This is a genomic window from Colwellia sp. 1_MG-2023 (genome assembly GCF_030546755.1).
GTDB lineage: Bacteria > Pseudomonadota > Gammaproteobacteria > Enterobacterales > Alteromonadaceae > Thalassotalea_H.
Window position 1 is genome coordinate 140,951 of sequence record NZ_JAUOPE010000006.1, and the last position, 24,028, is coordinate 164,978.

Genomic DNA, 24,028 nt, shown 5'->3' on the forward strand with positions numbered 1-24,028 from the left:
TATTGTAGGAATAAATGATGAAACAGATATTTTCAATTTACCGATATAATCCTGATGTAGACGATAAACCTTACATGAAGGAATATGAGTTAGAAATTCCTGAAGGCTCTGACATGATGGTGTTAGATGCGTTAATTTTGTTAAAAGAACAAGATTCAACGTTATCTTTCCGTCGTTCATGTCGTGAAGGGGTGTGTGGTTCAGATGGTTTAAACATGAATGGTAAAAATGGCTTAGCGTGTATTACACCTTTGTCAGAGCTTAAAGCGAAAACAATTGTGTTACGCCCATTACCAGGCTTACCTGTAGTACGTGATTTAATTATTGATATGACTCAGTTCTATAATCAATATGAAAAAATCAAACCGTACTTGATTAACGATGGTAAAGATGTACCCGCTCGTGAACATTTACAGTCGATTGAAGATCGTGAAAAATTAGACGGTTTATACGAATGTATTTTATGTGCGTGTTGTTCAACGTCTTGTCCTTCTTTCTGGTGGAATCCTGATAAATTTGTTGGGCCAGCAGGCCTATTACATGCTTATCGTTTCTTAATTGATAGCCGTGATACCGCTACCGAAGAAAGACTTGATGATTTACAAGATGCCTACAGCGTATTTCGTTGTCACAGCATTATGAACTGTGTAGATGTTTGTCCAAAAGGATTAAACCCAACGAAAGCTATCGGCCATATTAAGTCGATGTTACTTTCACGCGCAGTATAAAAACTCTAACAGCAAAGTACTTGTTTACTTTGCTGTTTTATAACCGGAATAATTATCGTTAATTGAATAAGTTAGCCTATAGTCTAATTGAAAAACTAATAATAATTATTAAACTTTTTGTTGCTTTTATCCCACAAAGGAACAGGCAATGCCAGAAGGTGTAATGAAGGCTTGGATAGAGTCTTCCCATTTAAGTGGCGCTAACGCTACTTATATTGAAGAATTGTACGAATCATATCTAGATAACTCGCAATCTGTATCTGCAGAATGGCGAGAAGTATTTCAACAACTTCCTAAAATTGAAGGTGCTGACGTAGAGTATCGCCACTCTGAAATTCGTGAAGAATTTAAAGAGCTTGCTAAACAAAACCAAAAAACGGTTGTCGTTTCAGCAGGAGGAGATGCCAAACAAGTTAAAGTACTTCAATTAATAAATGCTTTTCGTTTTCGCGGACATCAAAACGCTAACCTTGACCCATTAGGGTTATGGCAACGTGATAAAGTACGCGATTTACAATTATCGCATCATGAGTTATCAGAAAATGATTTCGATAAAGAATTCAACGTAGGTTCTTTTGCTGTAGCAGAAGAGACCATGAAATTAGGTGATTTATATAAATCACTTAAAGCTACGTATTGTGGTGCCATTGGTGCAGAATACATGCATATCACTTCTACCGAAGAAAAGCGTTGGTTACAAAATCGTCTAGAATCTGTTCAGTCTCAAGCTCAACTCAGTACGGCTGAAAAAGAAGAAATCTTAAAAGGCTTAATTGCTGCAGACGGTCTTGAAAAATACCTCGGTGCTAAATTTCCAGGTGCCAAACGCTTCTCGTTAGAAGGTGGTGACTCGCTTATTCCTATGTTGAAGGAGCTAATCACGCGCGCTGGTTCTCATGGCACTAAAGAAGTCGTTATCGGTATGGCTCACCGTGGCCGTCTTAACGTACTTGTTAACGTTATGGGTAAGAATCCATCAAAACTATTTGATGAGTTTGGCGGCAAGCATGATGAAATTTTATCATCAGGTGATGTTAAATATCATCAAGGTTACTCTTCAGATTTCGTCACGCCAGGCGGCAATGTTCATTTAGCGTTAGCGTTTAACCCTTCGCATCTTGAAATTGTAAATCCTGTTGTTATTGGTTCTGTTCGAGCACGTCAAGACAGACGTGGTTGTGAGCAAGGTGATATTGTTTTACCTATAACCATTCACGGTGACTCAGCTATTGCAGGTCAAGGCGTAGTGCAAGAAACCTTTAATATGTCGCAAGCGCGAGCATTTAAAGTAGGCGGTACTATTCGAGTAGTAGTAAATAACCAAGTTGGTTTTACTACGTCAAATTCAGAAGATACTCGCAGTGGTGAATACTGTACTGAAATTGCCAAAATGGTATCTGCGCCTATTCTTCATGTGAATGGTGATGATCCTGAAGCGGTTATTTTAGCAACTCAAATTGCGCTTGATTACCGAAATGAATTTAAACGTGATGTTGTTATCGACTTAGTTTGTTACCGTCGTCACGGACATAACGAAGCTGATGAGCCTAGTGCAACTCAACCGTTAATGTATAAAAAAGTTAAAAAACACCCAACCCCTCGTCAATTATATGCGGATAAGTTGAATTCGGAAGGTTCAATTAAGACGGATAAGTCGAATGAATTAACCGCTTATTATCGTAAATTGCTTGATGAAGGCCAATGTACCGTTGAACAATGGCGCCCAATGACAGAGCATTCTGTTGATTGGACACCTTATATTGGACACAACTGGGATGATGACTACGATAAAGAAATCTCTGTCGATAAGTTAAAAGAACTTGCTGCAAGTATTTCTACTTATCCTGAATCACATCCTGTTCATGGACGCGTTAAGAAAATATATGACGACCGTGTGAAAATGGCATCTGGTGAGAAATTACTTGATTGGGGTATGGCTGAAAATTTAGCGTATGCGTCAGTGGTTGACTCAGGTCAACGCGTACGTATTACCGGTCAAGATGCAGGACGAGGTACTTTCTTCCATCGTCATGCGGTATTACATAACCAAGAAGATGCTACGCAATATATGCCATTGAAAAATGTTCGTGAAGGTCAAGGACCATTTGACGTTCATGATTCAGTATTATCTGAAGTTTCAGTGATGGCATTTGAATATGGTTATACAACAGCTGAACCTGCGGGCTTAACAATTTGGGAAGCACAATTTGGTGACTTTGCTAACTGTGCACAAGTGGTATTTGATCAATTCGTGAGCTCAGGTGAACAAAAGTGGGGCCGTTTATGTGGCTTAACTATGTTGTTGCCACATGGTTACGAAGGTCAAGGGCCTGAGCATTCATCAGCTCGTCTGGAACGCTTTTTACAATTGTGTGCTGATCACAACATGCAAGTTTGTGTGCCTTCAACGCCTGCGCAAGTATTTAATATGTTGCGTCGACAAGTGATTCGTCCAATGCGTCGTCCGCTTGTGGTTATGTCACCTAAATCATTATTACGTCATCCGCTTGCAGTTTCTTCACTTGAAGAACTATCAACTGGCGTTTTCCATAATGTGATTGGTGAAGTTGATGAGATTGATCCGAAAAATGTTGATCGCGTGATATTTTGTAGTGGTAAAGTGTACTACGAATTATTAGAGCAACGTCGTAAGAATGAGCAAAATAATATTGCCATCATTCGTATCGAACAATTATACCCATTCCCAGAAGAAGAGCTGCAAGTTGAATTAGCTAAATATCAACATGTGAAGCAATTTGTCTGGTGTCAGGAAGAACCGCAAAACCAAGGTGCGTGGTATTGTTCACAGCATCACTTTAGAGCGGCAATCCCAGAAGGTACTTATTTGACATATGCTGGCCGTAAGGCTTCTGCAGCACCTGCTGTTGGTTATATGTCAGTTCATGTTAAAGAGCAACAAGCGCTAGTCAATGACGCGCTCAATGTTGAATAGACTAGTTTTGTAAGTGAAGGAATAAATTAAATGACAACCGAAATTAAGGTTCCCGTTTTACCTGAATCAGTTGCTGATGCAACAGTAGCTACTTGGCATGTACAAGTAGGCGATAAAGTATCTCGTGATCAAGTATTAGTAGATATCGAAACCGATAAAGTAGTATTAGAAGTACCAGCAACTTCAGATGGTGTTATTACTGAAATTACTCAAGAAGAAGGTGCAACAGTCTTAGGCGAGCAAGTTATTGCTATCCTTGGTGAAGCTGACGCATCGTCTACTGACAGTGCTGCTCCTGCTAAAAAAGAAGCGGCTGCTGAAGCGCCTGCTTCTTCAGGCAAAGTAATTGATATCGTCGTTCCTGTTTTACCTGAATCAGTTGCTGATGCAACGGTTGCTGCATGGCATGTTGCAGAAGGTGATACAGTATCTGTTGATCAAAATTTAGTAGATATTGAAACTGATAAAGTTGTGTTAGAAGTGGTAGCACAAGATAATGGTGTTATTGGTAAAATTATCCATGCTGAAGGCGACACTGTTTTAGGTAACCAAAAAATTGGTGAACTTAACGCGGGTGCAACCGCAGCTGCTCCAACTCAATCGAAAGAAGAAGCGATCAGTAGTGACGAATTAGCAAGCCCATCTGTACGTCGTTTGATGACAGAAAAAGGCTTATCGGCAAGTGATGTGATTGGTACAGGCAAAGGCGGACGTATTTCTAAAGAAGACGTTGAAGCTGCTGCTAACAAACCTTCTACACCTGCTGCAAAAGCGCCTGCGGCTAAAGCTCCAGTTGCTCAAGACTTAGGTGAACGTACACAAAAACGTGTACCTATGACGCGTTTGCGTAAAACGATTGCCACTCGTTTACTTGAAGCGAAAAATTCTACGGCTATGTTAACCACGTTTAACGAAGTTAATATGAAGCCAATCATGGATTTACGTAAGCAATATAAAGACGTTTTTGAGAAAACGCATGATACTCGTTTAGGCTTTATGTCTTTCTACGTTAAAGCGGTTACTGAAGCTTTAAAACGTTACCCAGCAGTTAATGCGTCAATTGACGGTGATGATATTGTTTATCATAACTTTTTTGATGTTTCTATTGCGGTTTCAACGCCACGTGGTTTAGTTACTCCGGTACTTCGTGATGCGGATCAATTAAGCATGGCTGGTATCGAAAATGGTATTCGTGACTTGGCAATTAAAGGTCGTGATGGCAAATTAACCATGGACGAAATGCAAGGCGGTAACTTCACTATCACTAACGGTGGTGTTTTTGGTTCTTTGATTTCAACACCTATCTTAAACTTACCGCAAGCGGGTATTTTAGGTATGCACAAAATCCAAGACAGACCAATGGCTGTTGACGGAAAAGTTGAAATTTTACCTATGATGTATTTAGCACTTTCTTATGATCATCGTTTAATTGATGGTAAAGAATCGGTTGGTTTCTTAGTAACAATTAAAGAATTACTTGAAGATCCAACACGTTTATTACTTGATATCTAAGTTTCGAAGTTGTCGAAATAACGTTTTTACATAACGTAATCTTATTAAAAACCGTGCTAATTTAGCGCGGTTTTTTTGTATGCATGCTTTAAATAAAACAGCATATCAGATTTTAGCGTTTAAAATTTTCACGTTTAAGTTAAACCAGTAAGCTTTGAAATATTTGAAAAACTGCATCATTTCACTTAATAATCTAATCTTAACGAACAGTATTTTGATACTAAATAGTCTCATTTTTGTATCGAGACAATTGATAATTTCACCGCTTATAACTTTTATTACTAGATTAAATAAAAAAAACCACGAACTAGACTATAGTATTAGCTCTAAGGGCTTTGTTCTCTAGAGCTTTTGTACTATAATCGGTCGACTTTTTTCGATGGTGGTCTCTTTGTAAATGAATTTTTGCAAAAGTCTGCCATTTTCATCTACAGATAAATGGATAAAACACCATGAATTTGCATGAGTACCAAGCGAAACAATTATTCGCTGAATATGGTTTACCAGTTTCTGAAGGGTTCGCTTGCGACACTCCTCAAGAAGCTGCTGAAGCTGCTGATAAAATTGGCGGCGATATGTGGGTTGTTAAAACTCAAGTTCACGCTGGTGGCCGCGGTAAGGCTGGCGGTGTTAAGCTAGTAAAAACTAAACAAGAAATTAAAGATTTCGCTCAAAACTGGTTAGGTAAGAACTTAGTGACTTATCAAACAGATGAGAACGGACAACCAGTTTCTAAAATTTTAGTAGAAAGCTGTACAGATATCGCTAACGAATTATACCTAGGTGCTGTTGTAGACCGTGGTACGCGTAAAGTTGTATTTATGGCATCTACTGAAGGTGGTGTTGAAATTGAAACTGTTGCTGAAGAAACGCCTGAGTTAATTCACAAAGCTGAAATCGATCCATTAGTGGGTCCTCAAGCTTACCAAGCACGTGAATTAGGTTTCAAATTAGGTTTAAACCCTACTCAAATGAAGCAATTTGTTAAGATCTTTATGGGTCTTGCAAACATGTTCAACGACTTTGATTTCGCATTATTAGAAATCAACCCGTTAGTTATTACTGACGAAGGTAACCTTCACTGTTTAGACGGTAAGATTGGTATCGATGGTAATGCTTTATACCGTCAACCTAAAATCCGCACTATGCACGATCCATCTCAAGAAGATGAGCGTGAAGCACATGCTGCACAGTGGGAATTAAACTACGTTGCTTTAGACGGAAACGTTGGTTGTATGGTTAACGGTGCCGGCCTAGCAATGGGTACAATGGATATCGTAAACTTACACGGTGGTAAGCCAGCTAACTTCTTAGATGTTGGTGGCGGAGCGACTAAAGAACGTGTTGCTGAAGCATTTAAAATCATCCTTTCTGATGACAATGTAAGCGCGGTTCTAGTAAACATCTTTGGTGGTATTGTTCGTTGTGACATGATCGCTGAAGGTATCATCGCTGCTGTTAAAGAAGTAGGCGTTGAAGTACCAGTAGTTGTACGTTTAGAAGGTACAAACGCTGAAGCAGGTCGTGCAGTATTAGCAAGCTCTGATGTAAACATCATTGCTGCTGAATCATTAACTGACGCAGCACAAAAAGTTGTTGCAGCTGCGGAGGGCAAATAATGTCTGTATTAATTAACAAAGATACTAAAGTAATCTGTCAAGGTTTCACTGGTGGTCAAGGTACATTCCACTCAGAGCAAGCACTTGAGTACGGTACGCAAATGGTTGGTGGCGTAAGCCCAGGTAAAGGCGGTCAAACGCATTTAGGCCTTCCAGTATTTAACACAGTACGTGAAGCAGTAGAAGCAACTGGCGCAACAGCTACAGTAATTTACGTTCCTGCTCCGTTCTGTAAAGATGCTATTTTAGAAGCTATCGATGCTGGCATCGAACTTATCGTTACTATCACTGAAGGTATTCCAACTTTAGACATGGTTGACGTTAAAGTTAAGCTTGAGCAAACTGGCGTTCGCATGATTGGTCCTAACTGTCCAGGTGTTATCACTCCAGGCGAAACTAAGATCGGTATCATGCCAGGTCACATCCATTTACCAGGTAAAGTAGGTATCGTATCTCGTTCAGGTACTTTAACTTATGAAGCGGTTAAGCAAACTACTGATGCAGGTTTCGGCCAATCTACTTGTGTAGGTATTGGTGGTGATCCAATTCCAGGTACTAACTTCATCGACGTTTTAGAAATGTTCCAAAACGATCCACAAACAGAAGCAATCGTAATGATTGGTGAAATTGGTGGAACAGCTGAAGAAGAAGCTGCTGAATACATCAAAGCTAACGTGACTAAGCCTGTTGTTTCTTACATTGCTGGTGTTACTGCACCTGCTGGTAAGCGTATGGGTCACGCTGGTGCGATTATCGCCGGTGGTAAAGGTACAGCTGATGAGAAATTTGCTGCTTTAGAAGCGGCTGGTGTTAAAACGGTTCGTTCTTTAGCGGATATCGGTGTAGCACTTAAAGAGAAAACGGGTTGGTAAGCGAGTAGCTTACAGCTTGTGATTCTTTTAAAAACCCGCATTTTCTAATAGACAGTGCGGGTTTTTTTGTTAGTTTAATAATAAAACTTTATCAATATTACTTCCTAAATTTCCGACCAACTAAACCGATAATACTCAACCCGAATAGAACAATTGATGAAGGCTCTGGTACTTCTACATTTTCAAAATCATATGTTTGACTAAACTGTCCAACATTAATATTTACATTGTCAACATAGCCAACTACGCCTTGGTTGTATGAGCCTATACCTAATGCCACATTGACTAAATGTGAAGAACTAAAGTTCGCATTTGCAACATTTTTAGTTTCATCTAACGTAATACAACCAACTACACCACAACCACCACCGCCACTAGCTAAGCCAAAGCCACCAGTATTCCAAAAATCTCCAAGATTTAAATTTATTGAGATATTGGTCCATTGTGAGTCAGCTAACATAGCGTTAAAATATGGCTCGTAGATCAACTGAAAGTAACAGTCTTCGCCTTGTAGGCAGTTTGAATTATAAAAGCCAAGCTTTAATGACGGGGCTGCAAAAGCATTCCCGTTGTCGATATTTGTTCGATAATAATCATATGAAAAAGAAAGTGTACTATTAAGAATATCAGAAACCATACCAAAGTCATTTTGTATGACTATTTCAGCTTTATCGTTATTTGCTAAACCCGTTGTGAGTTTTAACGCATCGTTGCCTAGCGGTGAATTATTTTCTAAATCGCCACCTAATCCGTTTAAACTTACTATATCAGCTGTTCCACCATCTCTCATATCGCCATATAGCCATGTATCCATAAGTGTTGGTTGAAAAGCTGATAACTCTGAAACAGTAACTAATGAGGCTTGAGCTGATTGAATGAAACAAAATACCAATGTTGTCATAAGTGTTTTTTTGAAACTAAACAAAGTAATCTCCTTATTTATTATTTTTACTTATTAAATTAGTGTAGTAACTTGTATTTATGTACATGAAACATACAGCACGAATCATTCCATTACGTTAATTTAATTGTATATCAGCAGGTTAATTATTTTGTGCTTGCGACTTTTCTAAGAAGTGTAAAATAAACTGACATCTATTTGGTTGATATGGAAAACAAAAGAGAGTCACTTTTATAACTCACAAGTAGTGTTAATGGTCAATTTTCGGCTTTAGTAGCGGCTGGTGTTCAAACGGTTCGTTCTTGAGCGGATATCGGTGTAGCACTTAAAGAGAAAACGGGTTGGTAAGCTAACGCTTCATAATTTGTTGTTCTAATAAAAACCCGCTAACTAGCGGGTTTTTTTATTATAGAGCCGATAATTCTTTCTTCTTTGCATTTTTGATTTGAGTATATAAACCTAGTAGTTGTGGAATTAATTTATCATGACTTTCAACCAAAAATTTTTCAACATTCTGATTTGTTATTACTACGTCATTACTCTGATGCTTGTATGTAAAGTCATCAAAGCAAAGAGTATCGCCACCATTTTTGATTCGAATAAGGTGCTTATGTTTTATATTATTAGATAACCTTTTCAATTTAGATAATAAGTCATTTTTAAACATTTGATCTAATGGGCAGTAGAAAGAGTAGCCTTTATATTTTTTTATAAATCTTTTATTCCAACCAATATATTGTTCATCAAACTCAGGTTCAACAGTAAAAATTATATTCAATGCGTACGGCAATGAATCAATTACTGCGTGCAGATTTTGTATAAAAGCATAAGTACTTGCCTCAAATATAACTCTTGCGCTAATACAGTTGGGTTCAGGCTTAGATATTATATCTTTTAGTAAATATTCTTTTGTAGAATAATCTTTAAATTCATAAAAATGGTATTCACAATAATCGAGTCTTTTTTGTATAGATTGTAAAGCTAAATGAAGGCGGTGAATCTCATCAGAGTCTGTCGTTTTCATTTCTTTCTTTTTTAGATTAAGTAAACCCTCTATATCCAATTTATTTGTATCGCTTTCCATGCTAATTCCATTAGTAAGTTTTATAAAAATTATTTTAGATAAGTGGAGTAATTGTAAATGGGATCAGGTGCACAATAAAGTTAATTACTTTATGGTTTCATTTTATTCTCTGGCTATATTGTCGCGGTGGCGACGGCACCCAAAGGGAGGCTGACGCCGACCTCCCTTTGGACTCCCTCGGCGCTGCTAACAAACGTGATCTTTCATTCAAACCAATAGTTCGACGTAACGACAAAGATCGCACATCCATGTGCGGCTTTGCCTTTGTCATCATCCCTGATGACAATACGTGACTATTTGGTTTTCATTTCAGCGTTTGTTCAAGCAGAGTTTATTCTTCGTTCAAGTTTCTCTTTTCTCTAAGTTTGGTTCTCTGTTACAGGTTCATAGTTAATTATTGATGAGCTATAGAAGCGAGCCGTGCAGTTGATACGTGTTCCCATCTCAGTGATGAAGGATTCATTTTTACCGTCATTAATCGTGTTTTTAAACTGGAGCCAGCGCAGGAACGAGCATTTGACAGTTTACGATTATGACGAAAAATAAATGCTTCAGTCGTTCACTGAGTCGGGCACCGAAGGGGATGCAAGGGGGAAATGGGTGTTCTTTCCCCTTTGCGTGCTGCGTTCACCACCGCAATGATCTGGAAAGAATAACCAGAGTCAAAAGAATTTTACCTGCTCACTTTAATAAGCCATAAATACTTTTGGGTTTAGTTTTCTCCGATGGTTATATTGTTGCGGTGGCGACTACACCCAAAGGAAGCTGCTGCGGTCACCACCGCAATGGTCTGGAAAGAATAACCAGAGTCAAAAGAATTTTACCTTGCTCACTTTAATAAGCCGTAAATACTTATGGGGTTAGTTTTCTCCGATGGTTATATTGTCGCGGTGGCGACACCACCCAAAGGGAGGCTGACGCCGACCTCCCTCTGGACACCCTCGGCGCTGCTGCATCAAACGTGATCCTACATTCAAATCAATATTCTCGACGTAACGGCAAAGATCGCACATCCATGTGCGGCTTTGCCTTAGCCATCATCCATGATGACAATACGTGAATATTGGTTTTCATTACGGCGTTTGAAGAAGCAGAATTTTATACTTCGTTATATTTTTGTGATTACTTTCGTTGTATGTAGTGTTGAGTTTTAGTTTGTTCTATTGACGCTATAGAAACGAGCTGTGCAGTTGATACCCGTTCCCATCTCAGTGATGAAGGATTCATTTTTACCGTCATTAATCGTGTTTTTAAACTGGAGCCAGCGCAGGAACGAGCATTTGACAGTTTACGATTATGACGAAAAATTAATGCTTCAGTCGTTCACTGAGTCGGGCACCGAGGGGGATGCAAGGGGGAAATGGGTGTTCTTTCCCCTTTGCGTGCTGTCGGCACACCGACAATATAATTTGAATAATTAACGAATCTAGAAAGTATTTTAATAGAGCTGTTAACCAAGCTTTAAAAATCCTTTTTATTGTTGCTAACTTATAAAGTTTGCTTGTCGCGGTGGCGACTCCACCCAAAGGAAGCTGCTGCGATCACCACCGCAATGGTCTAGAAAGAATAACCAGAGTCAAAAGAATTTTACCTGCTCACTTTAATAAGCCGTAAATACTATTGGGTTTAGTTTTCTCCGATGGTTATATTGTCGCGGTGGCGACTACACCCAAAGGGAGGCTGACGCCGACCTCCCTCTGGACTCCCTCGGCGCTGCTAACAAACGTGATCTTTCATTCAAACCAATAGTTCGACGTAACGACAAAGATCACACATCCATGTGCGGCTTTGCCTTTGTCATCATCCCTGATGACAATACGTGACTATTTGGTTTTCATTTCAGCGTTTGTTCAAGCAGAGTTTATTCTTCGTTCAAGTTTCTCTTTTCTCTAAGTTTGGTTCTCGTTACAGGTTCATTGTAAATGATTGATTAGCTATGGAAACGAGCTGTGCAGTTGAAACCTGTTCCCATCTCAGTGATGAAGGATTCATTTTTACCGTCATTAATCGTGTTTTTAAACTGGAGCCAGCGCAGGAACGAGCATTTGACAGTTTACGATTATGACGAAAAATTAATGCTTCAGTCATTCACTGAGTCGGGCACCGAGGGGGATGCAAGGGGGAAATGGGTGTTCTTTCCCCTTTGCGTGCTGTCGGCACACCGACAATATAATTTGAATGATTAACGAATCTAGAAAGTATTTTAATAGAGCTGTTAACCAAGCTTAAAAAATCCTTTTTATTGTTGCTAACTTATAAAGTTTGCTTGTCGCGGTGGCGACTACACTCAAAGGAAGCTGCTGCGGTCACCACCGCATTGGTCTAGAAATAATAACCAGAGTCAAAAGAATCTCCCCCGTTCACTTTTTTTAACCCTACTATTTCGGTAAAATAATCAACCTTAATAATACTTGGTTGGTTAATAATGAAACGCGTTGTTTTATATATTTCAGATAAATGTCCACACTGCCGCGAAGCTCAAAAATACTTAGATGATAATGGTATTAAATACCGGTTAACCAATGCCAAAATGCAACGAGGCCGAAAAGAATTAGACGCTATTGGAGCTCGCACTGTACCTGTGCTTAAAATAGGCAATGAAATCATGATTGGCTGGAATGTAAAAAACTTTAAAAAGATTTACGGCTAAGATGAAACTTAATAATTAATGAAACGCATGTAGATAGTCAGTCAGGTATCTACTAATAACGTTTAAATTTATAATTGTTGATTACCTTGGTTTGAATGGTCTGTTATCTTTTAAATTGCTTACAATAAATATTTAATTTTCTTTGGATATTTATCTTTACTGAAATTGTTTGCTAAAGGTTAAATGGATAGTGAACAAATAATTCATTGATCATCTCTTCTAAATTATTTTCAACACCGTCAATTTTGGCAAATGTTCTCAGTCCTGCAATTTGTATCTGTAGATATTTAGCAAGTGCTAACGCGCTTTTCTCACTGTTTATTTCGCCTAAGGCTTTTGATTCTTCAATAAGCTTAGCGAGTGCACATCCCACTTCTTCAATGTGTGCTTTGGTAAGATCAATCAAATCTTGATTTTCACTTGTTAATTCATTCATGGTTTTTGTGAGCATGCACATGCCGTTAGGGGCGTCGTCTTTGCTGACAATGACTTGATACTTCACAAAAGCTTTCAATGCTTCAATAGGCGAGACATTTTCTTGTTGAAATTGATGTAATTTAGCGATCCCTGAATTGGTGTAGTTTCTAAGGGTTTCTTTAAATAATCCATCTTTATTGCCGAACGCAGCGTAAATGCTTCCTGGTCGCATATCAATTTCATCTTGCAAGTTACGCATTGAGGTAGCATGAAAACCTTTTTTCCAATAAAGGTTAGTCGCTAAGTCGACAACTTCTTGTCGATCAAATTTTGCTGTTTTAGCCATGATAATTTAAACACCTAACTAGGCGATTGAACAATCGTTCAATTATAAAAGGGATTGCTACTAAGGTAAAGAAAACGGTTACTTATAACTTCGCACCACTTTATTTTATGAAATAGGGGGGAGAGTTCACTAGTCAATTTCAGCTCTATTGAGTCAATTCCTAAACAAATCCTCCTAATAAATCCACTCAATAAATGAACGATCGTTCAAATTAATCTTGAACGATCGTTCATGTTGCTTTATGATTATGTCCATCAAAGCACATTGATAAAGAAATTTATCAATTATTGACGAATTTTTATATTGGAGAAGTACATGAACGAATTTACACGACACACATTAGAAAGTGCCCCACAAGAAAGTAAAGGGTTTTTAGAAGCGTCTCAAAAAGAAATGGGAAGCGTGCCGGTGTTATATGCAGTAATGGCTGAATCGCCTGAAATATTAACGGCCTATAAACAATTGCATCAACAATTTACAGCGACCTCTTTTAATAAAGAAGAATTAACTGTGGTTTGGCAAACGATTAATGTTGAACATGAATGCCAATATTGCGTACCAGCACATACAGCGATCGCCAACATGATGCAAGTTGACCCTAAGATTACTGAGGCATTAAGAAATAACACTGCATTGCCTACTCAAAAGTTACAAGCTTTACATGAATTTACTTTGGCTGTGGTTCGTCAACGTGGTTTTGTTACTAAAGAACAATTAGCCGATTTTTTTGCTGCTGGTTATGCGCAAAAGCAAGTGTTGGAAGTCATTTTAGGCTTGTCTCAAAAAGTGATCAGTAATTATGTAAACCATGTGGCTGAAACAAGTGTAGACCCCTTATTTGAACAATTCGCTTGGAATAAATAATCTTAAATATATAAAGAGGCAGTGTTTACTGCCTCTTTTGATTTGATAAGTTGATAGATATTTATACTTAAAGCGTGGGTAACACAGAGGTTGATTGCTAAATACAATGGATTGGAAAATACAATCTTACAAAATCTGACATTCATCATACATTTCATCGACAAAGTTCGGCAGGAATCGAACACGACTTATCTTTACCATAGCTACATAAATGATTAACACAACAAACACAGGGAATACTCTTATGAAAAAATCACTTATTAGCATGGCATTACTTTTAGCTTCTACTGCGGTTTTCGCTGGCAATCAATCGGATAATACTAGCTACCCTAAAAACCCCATTTTAAGACCATTAACATTAAGTGATGGCACCATTGCTGTCAGCGGTGCTGTCTCTTGGGGGGAAGAAAAAAATAAAAGCAGAGGCGAGCTTAACTTAAATGTCGCTTACGGTTTAACTGATAATTTAACGATAGGTTTCGGCGGACTTAATTATCGTATACTGGCTCGAGATAATAATCAAACAGGACTCGAACTAGCTGTTGGCGCAGGTATTAGAGGTTTTCAAGATTCAACGAGTAATGGTGACGCTATTGGTTATGGCGCTGATTTAAATGGTAAATATGTTTTTAATCAAGATATTGCCATGACTTTTTCACTAGGTTACGTAATTTGGGATGAAGAACACTTAGCAAATAAAAGTGAAAATCGATTTTCAATAGGTGTTCAAAGCAAAGTTACTAAAAATTGGACGGCTTTTAATAACTACACCTATCGTGATTTGAAAGGCTTTTCTCAAGAAGACTCTCATAGTGTTACTTCTGGGCTAAATTATACTTTTAGTAAAGATATTGATGTTGGTTTGTATGCCAGTTATTCAGATTTTGAAGCTCAAGAAAATGGTTACAAATTAAAGAATAACTTTGAACGTAGTGCTGGTTTATATGCAACGTATCGTTTTTAGTATCCACTTTAAGATATTATTCTTAAAGTTTACTCTTTTTTAAATTTCCGTATTGAAAAGCGGCTGAAATGAAATAACTTTCAGCCGCTTTTAGGTGATTTTTATTTCTTTATTTTTTTATTTCTTTATTTCGGTCGTGCTTTTTTAAAAGGCGTTGTGATCCCTGAATATTCGTTTGCACCTAATCTGGCTAAAGGTTTTACAACATCGGCATTTATTTTTACCCGACCATCCGTTTCTGTGGAAACATTTGAGCTGATATATAATTGTTTAACTTCAACAAAAATAAGTGTTTGTGGAATATCGCCAAGCTCTTTAATTTCATAAAGTTCGCAGCCATAAGCAATATCACATTGCGCTAGGCGAGGCAGATCAAAATTGTCAAATGGTACCGTTGTCAGTATTTCATTATCAACTAATGCTAGTTCAGATTCGCCATAAGCTAAGGTTGCCGCTGTTTGCGTTACTATGTCTGCTTGATTTTCGCTGGCAATATGTATCACCATTTTTTTGGTTTTTAAGATATTGGTTAAAGTATCTTTGGGCTCGCCAGTCGGCTTTTTACCCACTGAAATCATTAACACAGCTGGGTCACTTGATATTGCGGTAAAATAGGAAAATGGCGCTAAATTTAAACTTTCTGGTAAACCTGAATGGTCTGAACTAGTCAGTGCCCAGGCGATAGGGCGTGGAATAATAGTTTGTGTCATCAAATGATAACGTTGAGTTGCACTGTGATCTGCAAAATTAATGATCATAAAAGTTTACTTCAAATCGTGAATATTATGGTAAAACAGTATCATACCACGTCATTTTAAAACTGTTATACCGGTTTTAGTCTTCTGCATAATAGAAAGAATAGAAAGCTTGCAGCATATCCAGCATAAATCATTTGTAAACGGCTTTGGTGGTTATAGATCTAAAAAGTATATTGAGGTAAAAACAGTTAATGGACGAAAATTTTTAACTGCGAGAAAATATATCTATCATTTTACCTTTAAGTAATATCATGACTTTAACTATCGAAGCATTAAATTCTACATTAACCTCTACAGATCCCGCGGTAACAGCACAAATTAACTTTGAAGACGTGATGGCTGTCATTGCAGCAAATTACCAATATCAACCTAGTAGGTTTAATAATGGAGAATTGGTCAATCAAGCCGGGACAAACGAAGGTTCTTGTAAAATATTTGCTTACGCGCAATTAAATAAACTATCTGAACAAGCTACGTTATATTGCTTTGGGCAATATTATCGTGATGACGTGTTAAAAAATCCCACAGGGAATGATCATGGCAACATTCGAAACTTTATGAAAAGTGGTTGGGCGGGCATTACGTTTGAAAGAAACGCTTTGATCGCTAAATAATCATTCAAAGGTAGGTTTATTAATATTTTCATTGAACCCGTTAAAATCATTTATAACGGGTGATTATATAGAACAACACTCCATAGTTAATTCAATGATAAATAGCGTATATTTTACTCTTCGTCATGAAAAGTTTGTGTTGCTTCTTTTTGGATATCCATACTTTCTTCAATTATCTTTTCTCTTAATTCTTCTAATTTCTCGATTGTTTTTTGTTTTTCTTCTGGACTCATATTTTCATCATCTGCAATCGCTTTTATCATGGCATCTAATTCTTCAAGCTTTTCACGATCAATTCCTAGTCTTTTATCTAGTATTGATAACATCATAGTATTAAATTTTGAGCTCTGTGTTGACTCTTCATCATTTCTTGTTGATGCAGTGTTTTCTGTAAGAAATTCCCGAGCTGTTTTAGGATTTATATAGGTAGGAGCTGGTTCTCCAAAGTCTGAACCATTCATTTTAGCAATTGCTCTATCTGATAAAGTAAACGTGTCTTTCTCTGCAGTAATAGCATTTATTGGTGCGACGGCTTTATCAAAACTTACATAAGTTGCGTTTCGAGCTTTAGCGTTAGCAACAATTTCAGCATAATTTGTATTTATCATCATAGTGATATTCCTTTGACTAGATGAGTTTTAGTTAAATATTAATGATAAAGCATACTTCATACCAAACTTAAAGCATGTTATTAACCAGCTCTATAAGCTTTCAGGGTTTAATTCGATTAAGTAGTTTTATTTATTGGCTAATATTTTCCACTTTAGAGGAATTAGATTGCCGCTCGTAAATAAAGTGTTAATATTTGGCGGATGTAGTTATTAAAAGTGGTTTTATGATGCTAAAAACAACGTTGATTGGTCTGTTAATAAATGTAGCTTTAGTCAGTTTTCCTTTAGGTGCAAAGAGTCAAAACGTCATAAATGCTGATACTATTGTCAGTAACTGTGAATCTCCTAATTGGAGCAAGTCAAAACTGTTAATCTTAAAAGAGCAAAAGTTTTTAATTGAAAATAAAGAAGAAAAAAACGCTGTTGCTCGGCAACTTATTCATTGTTTAGCAAGCCCTGATCCTGTGCTTAGAGATGAGGTTGCTTATACAGGTTTAAGTCAATGGTTGAGAGCAAATGACTTTAATGCCGACTTTTACCTTGCTATGTTCACAACCTTAACCGAGGTTATTAGCGCTGACGTGACTGATGATTATGGTGTATATCAACCCTTTGCCATGTTAATGCTGGCTGAAGTGGCAAGAGTTGATCGAAAATCGCCTTTTTTAAATGATGTTCAACGTGATTATTTAGTGGATGTTGGAACTGATTTTCTAACATTTATAGAAGATTATCGAGGGTATGATTCGAAGATAGGTTGGCGACATAGTGTTGCGCATACAGCAGATTTAATGCTGCAATTGTCACTAAACCCGGCAATAACAAAGCAGCATTTAGATAACATGTTGTCGGCCATTTCGAGCCAAGTGGTGGCAAAAAATAATCACTTTTATATTTATGGCGAATCAAAACGTTTGGTAATGCCGGTTATTTATATTTTTCTAAATGATCAATTCACGATAGAAAATTGGCAAACTTGGCTAAATGAATTGACCCTTCCTACTCCTTTAAAATCATGGGGTGAAGCATATTCAAGCCAACAAGGATTAAGCAAGCTACATAACACTCAACACTTTTTATTCGCTTTTTATGCATTAATAAAAAATAGCAAAAATGAGCGATTATCTCAGATGGTACCAGCCCTAGAGGATGCAATTAAAAAGGTTCAATAGCCAAGCGGCTGTTTGAGTTAAAAAATGTTATCTCGAACAAAATTTAACCGCGAAAGTTCAACAGCCTCTCATGATAAACCTATTCGTTAGTCGTTTTGTTATAAGGGATGTTTGTTTAAGCCTCCCTTAATTTAAATCAAAAAACGTTGGGATTTTTAATGCTACATTGACGTCATAAATGCTCTTTTTAGGCCAAACTTAGTGTTAAATGCTCCCAATTCGCTTTCATTGAAAGTTAAGTTGACCTGCTTTAGTTTGTTAGCTTTTGCAACATTGATTATCTTTGTCATCGCTCAATCGATAAACTTCTATTTAAATCAATATGAATTAAGCGCTATGTACATTTCATTTTGTGCAGGGTTTATTTTATTCATACCGTTAGTCAGTTTAATTTTACACCCTGTTATTTATAACGGGGAGAATGATCATGAAAACTCTTCCTTATCGGTACTATTTGCAAATGCCGGTTTAGTTTTAGTGATTCAGATACTGTTCTTTTTGATCTGGATGACAGATGCCGTTGCGCTTTACAGTATTTACGTTGATCAAAACTCTTTTCTCGCTAAAGCATTTAATATAAAAAGTGAAAACCAAAGTGATCTATCTGCGCATTTTTATTGGATGAATATTTTTTTAGCTTGGTTATTTGCTTGGTTGTCATTAATTATTGGCGTTATTCCCTGTTTAATTGCTCGTATAGATAATCAAGGCGTCGTTAAAAACTTTGTCGCAAGCTTTAGTTTTTTTAAACGTTTTAAATTAACCGTATTTTTGTCAGCACTGTTGATCGCTTTAACTACGGTATTGTCGTTATTATATTTTCATTATGTGTTTTTACTAAGCTTTCCAGTAACGTTAACGGTTATCGCTTTACACCTTTCACAAAAATTAAACACTTATGGTTATGAAAAACCACCTGTATAAAAAACAACCACTGGTGCTATACTCAAGGTGTATATTTAACTTATTGATCTGGTCTCATGCCAAGTAAAGGAGATGATAATGGTTACGTCAGTCAGTACAAGTTCATCGGTTAGCCAGCAGTTAAAGGTGCAACAGGAAAGCGTTGAACAGCAAAAATTGCTTTCAGAACAAGTGAAAAACCAGCAAGCGCAATCAAGAAAGATTGAAGAGCAGCAAGATGCTCAAAAACAACAGCAACTAGAAGAAAATAAGCGAAATGACGATGCAAGGCGCGGTAAAAATGTTGATTTGAGCGTTTAAATGAGCGTGATAGCATGATTATGAAGTTAGTTAATAATCATGCTAATCTTAATATTATTCTCATTTTATTTTTCCTTTAAATTTCTATGTCAGATTCTCAATACCACCACTCTTATGATAAACCTCAATATCACATTTTAAATGGTGATGCGTTAAAGCAGCAATTTCCTCAATCTATCGACGGAGAAATTATCGTTGCCCGAGAATGTTTGGTTGACGGCAATGTGCAAGGAAATGATTTCGAGTCCCTGATGAATAATAGATCGAAATTTATTGGTCAGTATCCTGAATGTACAGCTGAAGATTATTATGTAAAAACAGTAACTGAATTCAAGAAAATTATTGCTTTAAATCACAATTGCCATATTAACTGTTGGTTTGAAGATGATTTATTTTGTCAGGTTAACTTCTGGTATGTACTATTTTTAGTATCGCAGCAAAGTAATGAGTGTGAACGGGGTATATATTTAGTAAGACCTAACAAAGGTAATGAATACAGCTTTGGGCATATGTCTTTGCCAGAATTAACAGCAGCCTTTCAAAATAGAAGGCTTATACTGCCAGAGCATCTCGCAGTGCTAGGGCAGCTTTGGCCTAACTATCAAAAAAATAATCATAGTAAACTTAGCCAGATTGCTGAATCATTAAAAGGTGAATTCCCTTTTTTATTACCAGCGGTAAATGCGCATATAGCGAGAACGCCAGATGAAAGTGGTTTAGGTTATCCAGAACGCGTGCTGCTTGAAATTATTAACGCACAAGAACAGCCGAGTTTTAAAACAGTGTTTCGTGTATTTCATCAACAAATGGCAATATATAGTTTTGGTGATCTACAGGTGAAAGCTATGTATGACCGTTTAATGAATATTTAGTAGTGATTACACTTCTTATACACTTTAGAACTTTTTTGAAACAGTTTGTTTCGAGGGATTATTTATAATTATCATCTGTTTTTAAGACGAGAAAAAAGATGAAAAATTTACTAATCATTGGTTTGCTTATTGGCGGACTGTCAGCATGTGGTAATTCAGACTCTAAAAGTGAAACCCCAACAGTTTCTGATCCCAATCAATTTTTAACACTTCGAGAAACTATTGAAGATGACCTTGAACAAAATAATGCTGTAGCCGCTTCTGTTGCCATATATAAGGAAGGCGAAATTATATTTGCTGAAGCATTTGGCGAAAAAATAAAAGATAGTGGCGTGGCAATAACACCTGATACCCTTTTTCAATTAGGTTCAACTACTAAAATGTTTACAGGTTTAGCAACATTACAATTAATACAGCAAGGCGTGTTAAGTAAAGATGATAAACTTGTAAATACTCTTCCAAACATTCAATACCCAAGTGTACAAGCGCAAACTTGGCAGGATATTAGTATCCATCATTTATTATCTAATCAAAGTGGTCTTTCTGATAGCTATATTGATAGTGACTCTAATAGTTCATTAGTTGATTATATGACCACAGGTTACCCTCAATATAATCGTCAAATGAACCCCCCTGGAATATTTTACAATTATAGTAATCCTAACTTTTCGTACTTAGGAGCAATAGTCGAACATCTTACACAAACTCCTTATGTTGAGCATATGCAGCAGAGTGTTTTTGAGCCCTTAGGTATGTCACGTACGTGGCTCGACCGTAGCATGGTTATTGCTGACGGTGATTATGCACTTGGGTATCAAGAGGGTGATGAAGGCGGAATATTCATGACTGATATAAACCAAATTCCTTTGTTGCCGGCCACTTCTCCTGCGGGAGCTGAAACCTGGTCAACCCCTAAACAACAGTTAAAAATGGCTGAATTTTTACTTGAAGGTAATACTGATATATTGTCAGATGATTGGAGAAAAGAAATAACTTCCGCTCAAATTAGTCAAGAATTTTTAGGGCTACCTAAATATTACGGATATGGTATGTTTGTTGAAGAGGGATTTGAGCACAATGAGGAATGGTATCAAGAAAAAATTTGGCAACATGGTGGAAATACAACCGCTTATACAAATTTACTCTGGATATTACCTGAAAAGAAAATAGCTATTTCAATTATGAGCAGCGGCGGTTTTGATGATTTCAGTTCAAGCATGATAGCTGCTCTTGAGTCTGTTACTGAGTTAGTTTCGCCACAAGAAACACCCGTTATTCCAACAGAGCCTAACGAGTACTATAAACATGAAGGTACATACAGTACAGGTGAGTTAATAGTTTCTGTTTCTGAAGAAGATAATGAATTATACATTACTATCCCTGAATTTGATGCTGAAAATGTTCCTTATGAGCCTAAGCTTGTACCCCTAGCTGACAAATCGTTCTATTTTGTGATTAATGATGGAGTCGATATGGTTACCTTTTTACCTCATCATGATGGCGGTGAGTCTGCTTATATTGTAAACAGAAACTTTGTTGGTATCAAAGACGGATATTAATTGTTCTATAACCCAGAATAGAACACTTTATGTGGATTGTTCAAATACCATTTTGAACAATCCTGTTGGATATGTCCTTTCTGAAATTAGTTCAACCTCATCAATTAAACACAAGATAGGTTATTAGCTAGTTCGAAAAATATAACTAATATACCTTCGTGATAATAGCTAATAAGATCAAAAGGATAATTAAGATGAAACGTAAGTATTTGGTTACTTTTATATTAATCGCTGGAACATTAATTGGGTGTTCAGCGAATGATTATGGAAAAATGAGCCGTGGAAGTGGTATTTCAGAAGCTCTATTAGTTGAAAACTGTAAAGACATAATTTGTAGATACGATAATTTAAAAGATCGAATCCAAGTGATTGCGAATGATATGAGTGTTTTTTTATCATTTTCTGATAGTGAAACCAGAACAATTCAATATACTTGGATAAGTGGTAGCAATCAAATATCCATTGATGTTTTTTTAACTACGCTTTATGGTAATTGGTCGTATGTTGAATATGCAGAAGTTTTCATTGATAAAAACATGGTTGCTAAGGTTTCAGGCCGAGCAGATCAAGTTCTCGGATATTTTGATGATTCGGTAAATGAACACGAAAAAATCGAAACTCTCACTGGTGTAATTGATATTGATACTGCTTTTACAATAGCAAAAGCGAACTATGAAAAAGTTACTATCAGATTTTATGGCAAAAGTGGATTTACTGATCTTGAGTTACCAAGAGAACATAAATTGATGAAGCTAGTTAACTTGGCTAAATCGAGTAATAAATTATAATCAATGTATTTTTAAAGCATTTGTGCTTTTGAATTAGAATAATTAGGTTTTACCGCATTTTTGAAATTTACAAATGTAACAATATCTATGGCATAGTTTATAATATTTATCATAAATTAATTTAAATCTAGTTCGCAGTTTATTATAGTTTTTGTCAGAATTAGCAGTCATTTTTCTCACGATAGTATTCTTTAGGATAAAAGCTATGATGAAGTCGGTTTCAGCCATAAATAAAGTTTTCTTCGCAGGTATGTTTAGTACCTTCTTTCTCTCTTGTACGTATGCTGAGGAGCAAGCTGTAGCTCCAATGTTAATTTCAGACTTAACAGAAACGCCAACATTTGAGCAATGCCAAGCTCGCTTTTTACATCAAGCCAAGCAACAAGGGTTAAGTGAAAATATTCATGGCATTATTCATCAGCTAACCCCGATTAAACGAGTGTTAACACTTGATAAAAATCAGCCAGAATTTGCCGAAAGTTTTGCACAATATGTCAATAAGCGGGTGTCGAGTTATCATATTAACAACGGGAAAAAACTGCTAAAAAAACATGCAGGATTATTTAATCAACTACACGAAAAATATGGTATTCCACCGCAATACCTTGTCTCTTTTTGGGGGCTAGAAACGGTATTTGGCAAACACAAAGGTAAAATGTCGGTTTTAAACTCTATCGCGACGTTAGCCTGTGATAACCGTCGCAGTGATTATTTTACCTCTGAGCTTTTTGATTTGTTTAATATGATTGATGAACAACGTGTTTCTGTAGCACAACTTCAAGGCTCATGGGCTGGCGCTATGGGGCACATGCAGTTTATGCCTTCTGCTTATCGCAAATATGCCATTGATGGCGACGGTGATGATAAAGTTGATGTTTGGCAAAGTGAAGCAGATGCGATTACTACAGCAGCTAATTACTTAAATAAAATTGGCTGGGTTAAACAAGAGCGCTGGGGAAGAGAAGTAAAATTACCAACGGATTTTGACTTTAGTGCCATTGCTTATGATAAACGTTATCCGTTATCGGTTTTTAAGACATTAGGCGTTAAACAAACTAACGGAAAGGCGTTACCTGATTATGATATTGATGCTGAATTAGTCTTACCAAACGGCCATCAAGGTCATGCGTTTTTAGTTTATCGAAATTTTGATGTCATTATGAATTGGAACTTATCAAAAAACTATGCGCTATCGGTTGGCATACTTGCCGATAAGCTAGTTGGTGGCAAAGGGGTTAGTTCGGTAAAAGCAGCTAAACCTTTACTATTTAGTCGTATTCAAATGCAGCAATTGCAAGCAAAACTTAATGAATTAGGTTTTGAAACGGGCAAACCTGATGGTATTTGGGGGCCTAATAGTCGTAAAGCCATTCGAGCGTTTCAGCTGGAAAAAAATCTGATCGCCGATGGATTTCCTAACCAAGAGGTTTTTAAATCGCTCGGTCTAAGCCAAAGTTAGTAAATACGGGTAAGCTATTAAAGCATTCTAGCCTCTAAATTTTATTAAGTTTTCATTAATT

The 24,028-nt window shown here is 36.9% G+C and carries 21 protein-coding genes; 16 read left to right on the forward strand and 5 right to left on the reverse strand.

Annotated elements, in window-relative coordinates:
• Nucleotides 1-17 precede the first annotated feature (17 nt).
• The 5 genes from Q4493_RS09100 to sucD all read left to right on the forward strand — a co-directional run bounded on the left by Q4493_RS09100 (nt 18) and on the right by sucD (nt 7,684).
• Nucleotides 18-728, forward strand: a complete 711-nt coding sequence (locus Q4493_RS09100; protein ID WP_303451772.1) for a succinate dehydrogenase iron-sulfur subunit — start codon at nt 18-20, stop codon at nt 726-728.
• Nucleotides 729-876: 148 nt separating this feature from the next.
• Nucleotides 877-3,681 (forward strand): 2-oxoglutarate dehydrogenase E1 component, encoded by a 2,805-nt coding sequence (locus Q4493_RS09105; protein ID WP_303451774.1) that lies wholly within the window; start codon nt 877-879, stop codon nt 3,679-3,681.
• A 30-nt stretch (nt 3,682-3,711) separates the two neighbouring features.
• Entirely contained in the window at nt 3,712-5,193 is a 1,482-nt protein-coding gene (gene odhB / locus Q4493_RS09110) for a 2-oxoglutarate dehydrogenase complex dihydrolipoyllysine-residue succinyltransferase (protein WP_303451776.1), read from the forward strand.
• A gap of 452 nt (nt 5,194-5,645) precedes the next feature.
• A complete protein-coding gene (gene sucC / locus Q4493_RS09115) occupies nt 5,646-6,812 on the forward strand; it encodes an ADP-forming succinate--CoA ligase subunit beta (RefSeq protein ID WP_303451778.1) in 1,167 nt (388 codons plus the stop codon).
• Nucleotides 6,812-7,684, forward strand: a complete 873-nt coding sequence (gene sucD / locus Q4493_RS09120) for a succinate--CoA ligase subunit alpha (RefSeq protein WP_303451779.1) — start codon at nt 6,812-6,814, stop codon at nt 7,682-7,684. Before sucC ends, sucD begins: the two co-directional genes overlap by 1 nt.
• A 97-nt stretch (nt 7,685-7,781) precedes the next feature.
• On the opposite strand, the gene Q4493_RS09125 is transcribed toward sucD, so the two are convergent.
• Nucleotides 7,782-8,609, reverse strand: a complete 828-nt coding sequence (locus Q4493_RS09125; RefSeq protein ID WP_303451781.1) for a PEP-CTERM sorting domain-containing protein — start codon at nt 8,607-8,609, stop codon at nt 7,782-7,784.
• 382 nt (nt 8,610-8,991) lie between these two features.
• Nucleotides 8,992-9,669, reverse strand: a complete 678-nt coding sequence (locus Q4493_RS09130) for a hypothetical protein (protein WP_303451783.1) — start codon at nt 9,667-9,669, stop codon at nt 8,992-8,994.
• A gap of 2,425 nt (nt 9,670-12,094) precedes the next feature.
• Here Q4493_RS09130 and Q4493_RS09135 point away from each other — a divergent pair.
• Nucleotides 12,095-12,319 (forward strand): glutaredoxin family protein, encoded by a 225-nt coding sequence (locus Q4493_RS09135; RefSeq protein ID WP_303451785.1) that lies wholly within the window; start codon nt 12,095-12,097, stop codon nt 12,317-12,319.
• 172 nt (nt 12,320-12,491) lie between these two features.
• Here Q4493_RS09135 and Q4493_RS09140 read toward each other — a convergent pair whose 3' ends face one another.
• Entirely contained in the window at nt 12,492-13,082 is a 591-nt protein-coding gene (locus tag Q4493_RS09140; protein ID WP_303451787.1) for a TetR/AcrR family transcriptional regulator, read from the reverse strand.
• 315 nt (nt 13,083-13,397) lie between these two features.
• Between Q4493_RS09140 and Q4493_RS09145 the strand changes: the two genes are divergently transcribed.
• Nucleotides 13,398-13,946, forward strand: coding sequence for a carboxymuconolactone decarboxylase family protein (locus Q4493_RS09145; RefSeq protein ID WP_303451788.1), 549 nt, complete (start codon nt 13,398-13,400; stop codon nt 13,944-13,946).
• 244 nt (nt 13,947-14,190) lie between these two features.
• Nucleotides 14,191-14,910: a porin gene (locus Q4493_RS09150; RefSeq protein ID WP_303451790.1), complete on the forward strand. Its 720-nt coding sequence runs from the start codon at nt 14,191-14,193 to the stop codon at nt 14,908-14,910.
• Nucleotides 14,911-15,035: 125 nt separating this feature from the next.
• Here Q4493_RS09150 and Q4493_RS09155 read toward each other — a convergent pair whose 3' ends face one another.
• Nucleotides 15,036-15,668 (reverse strand): flavin reductase family protein, encoded by a 633-nt coding sequence (locus tag Q4493_RS09155; protein ID WP_303451793.1) that lies wholly within the window; start codon nt 15,666-15,668, stop codon nt 15,036-15,038.
• A gap of 251 nt (nt 15,669-15,919) precedes the next feature.
• Between Q4493_RS09155 and Q4493_RS09160 the strand changes: the two genes are divergently transcribed.
• Nucleotides 15,920-16,282: a HopJ type III effector protein gene (locus Q4493_RS09160; protein ID WP_303451795.1), complete on the forward strand. Its 363-nt coding sequence runs from the start codon at nt 15,920-15,922 to the stop codon at nt 16,280-16,282.
• 113 nt (nt 16,283-16,395) lie between these two features.
• Here Q4493_RS09160 and Q4493_RS09165 read toward each other — a convergent pair whose 3' ends face one another.
• A complete protein-coding gene (locus tag Q4493_RS09165) occupies nt 16,396-16,893 on the reverse strand; it encodes a hypothetical protein (protein ID WP_303451796.1) in 498 nt (165 codons plus the stop codon).
• Between the two features lie 224 nt (nt 16,894-17,117).
• Here Q4493_RS09165 and Q4493_RS09170 point away from each other — a divergent pair, with 224 nt between their 5' ends.
• The 7 genes from Q4493_RS09170 (at nt 17,118) to Q4493_RS09200 (ending at nt 23,967) form a co-directional block, all read left to right on the forward strand.
• Complete coding sequence (locus Q4493_RS09170) at nt 17,118-18,065, forward strand: DUF2785 domain-containing protein (RefSeq protein WP_303451798.1); 948 nt, start codon at nt 17,118-17,120, stop codon at nt 18,063-18,065.
• A gap of 336 nt (nt 18,066-18,401) precedes the next feature.
• The gene (locus Q4493_RS09175; RefSeq protein ID WP_303451800.1) at nt 18,402-18,989 is read left to right on the forward strand and encodes a hypothetical protein; all 588 of its coding nucleotides are present in this window, start codon (nt 18,402-18,404) and stop codon (nt 18,987-18,989) included.
• 78 nt (nt 18,990-19,067) lie between these two features.
• Nucleotides 19,068-19,289 carry a hypothetical protein gene (locus tag Q4493_RS09180; protein ID WP_303451802.1) on the forward strand — a complete coding sequence of 74 codons (222 nt, stop codon included), beginning with the start codon at nt 19,068-19,070 and terminating at the stop codon, nt 19,287-19,289.
• Nucleotides 19,290-19,375: 86 nt separating this feature from the next.
• Nucleotides 19,376-20,161 (forward strand): hypothetical protein, encoded by a 786-nt coding sequence (locus tag Q4493_RS09185; RefSeq protein ID WP_303451804.1) that lies wholly within the window; start codon nt 19,376-19,378, stop codon nt 20,159-20,161.
• A gap of 98 nt (nt 20,162-20,259) precedes the next feature.
• On the forward strand, nt 20,260-21,720 hold the full coding sequence (locus tag Q4493_RS09190) for a serine hydrolase (protein WP_303451806.1): 1,461 nt from the start codon (nt 20,260-20,262) through the stop codon (nt 21,718-21,720).
• A gap of 194 nt (nt 21,721-21,914) precedes the next feature.
• The gene (locus tag Q4493_RS09195; RefSeq protein ID WP_303451808.1) at nt 21,915-22,508 is read left to right on the forward strand and encodes a hypothetical protein; all 594 of its coding nucleotides are present in this window, start codon (nt 21,915-21,917) and stop codon (nt 22,506-22,508) included.
• Between the two features lie 205 nt (nt 22,509-22,713).
• Nucleotides 22,714-23,967: a lytic murein transglycosylase gene (locus Q4493_RS09200; protein WP_303451810.1), complete on the forward strand. Its 1,254-nt coding sequence runs from the start codon at nt 22,714-22,716 to the stop codon at nt 23,965-23,967.
• Nucleotides 23,968-24,028: the final 61 nt, after the last annotated feature.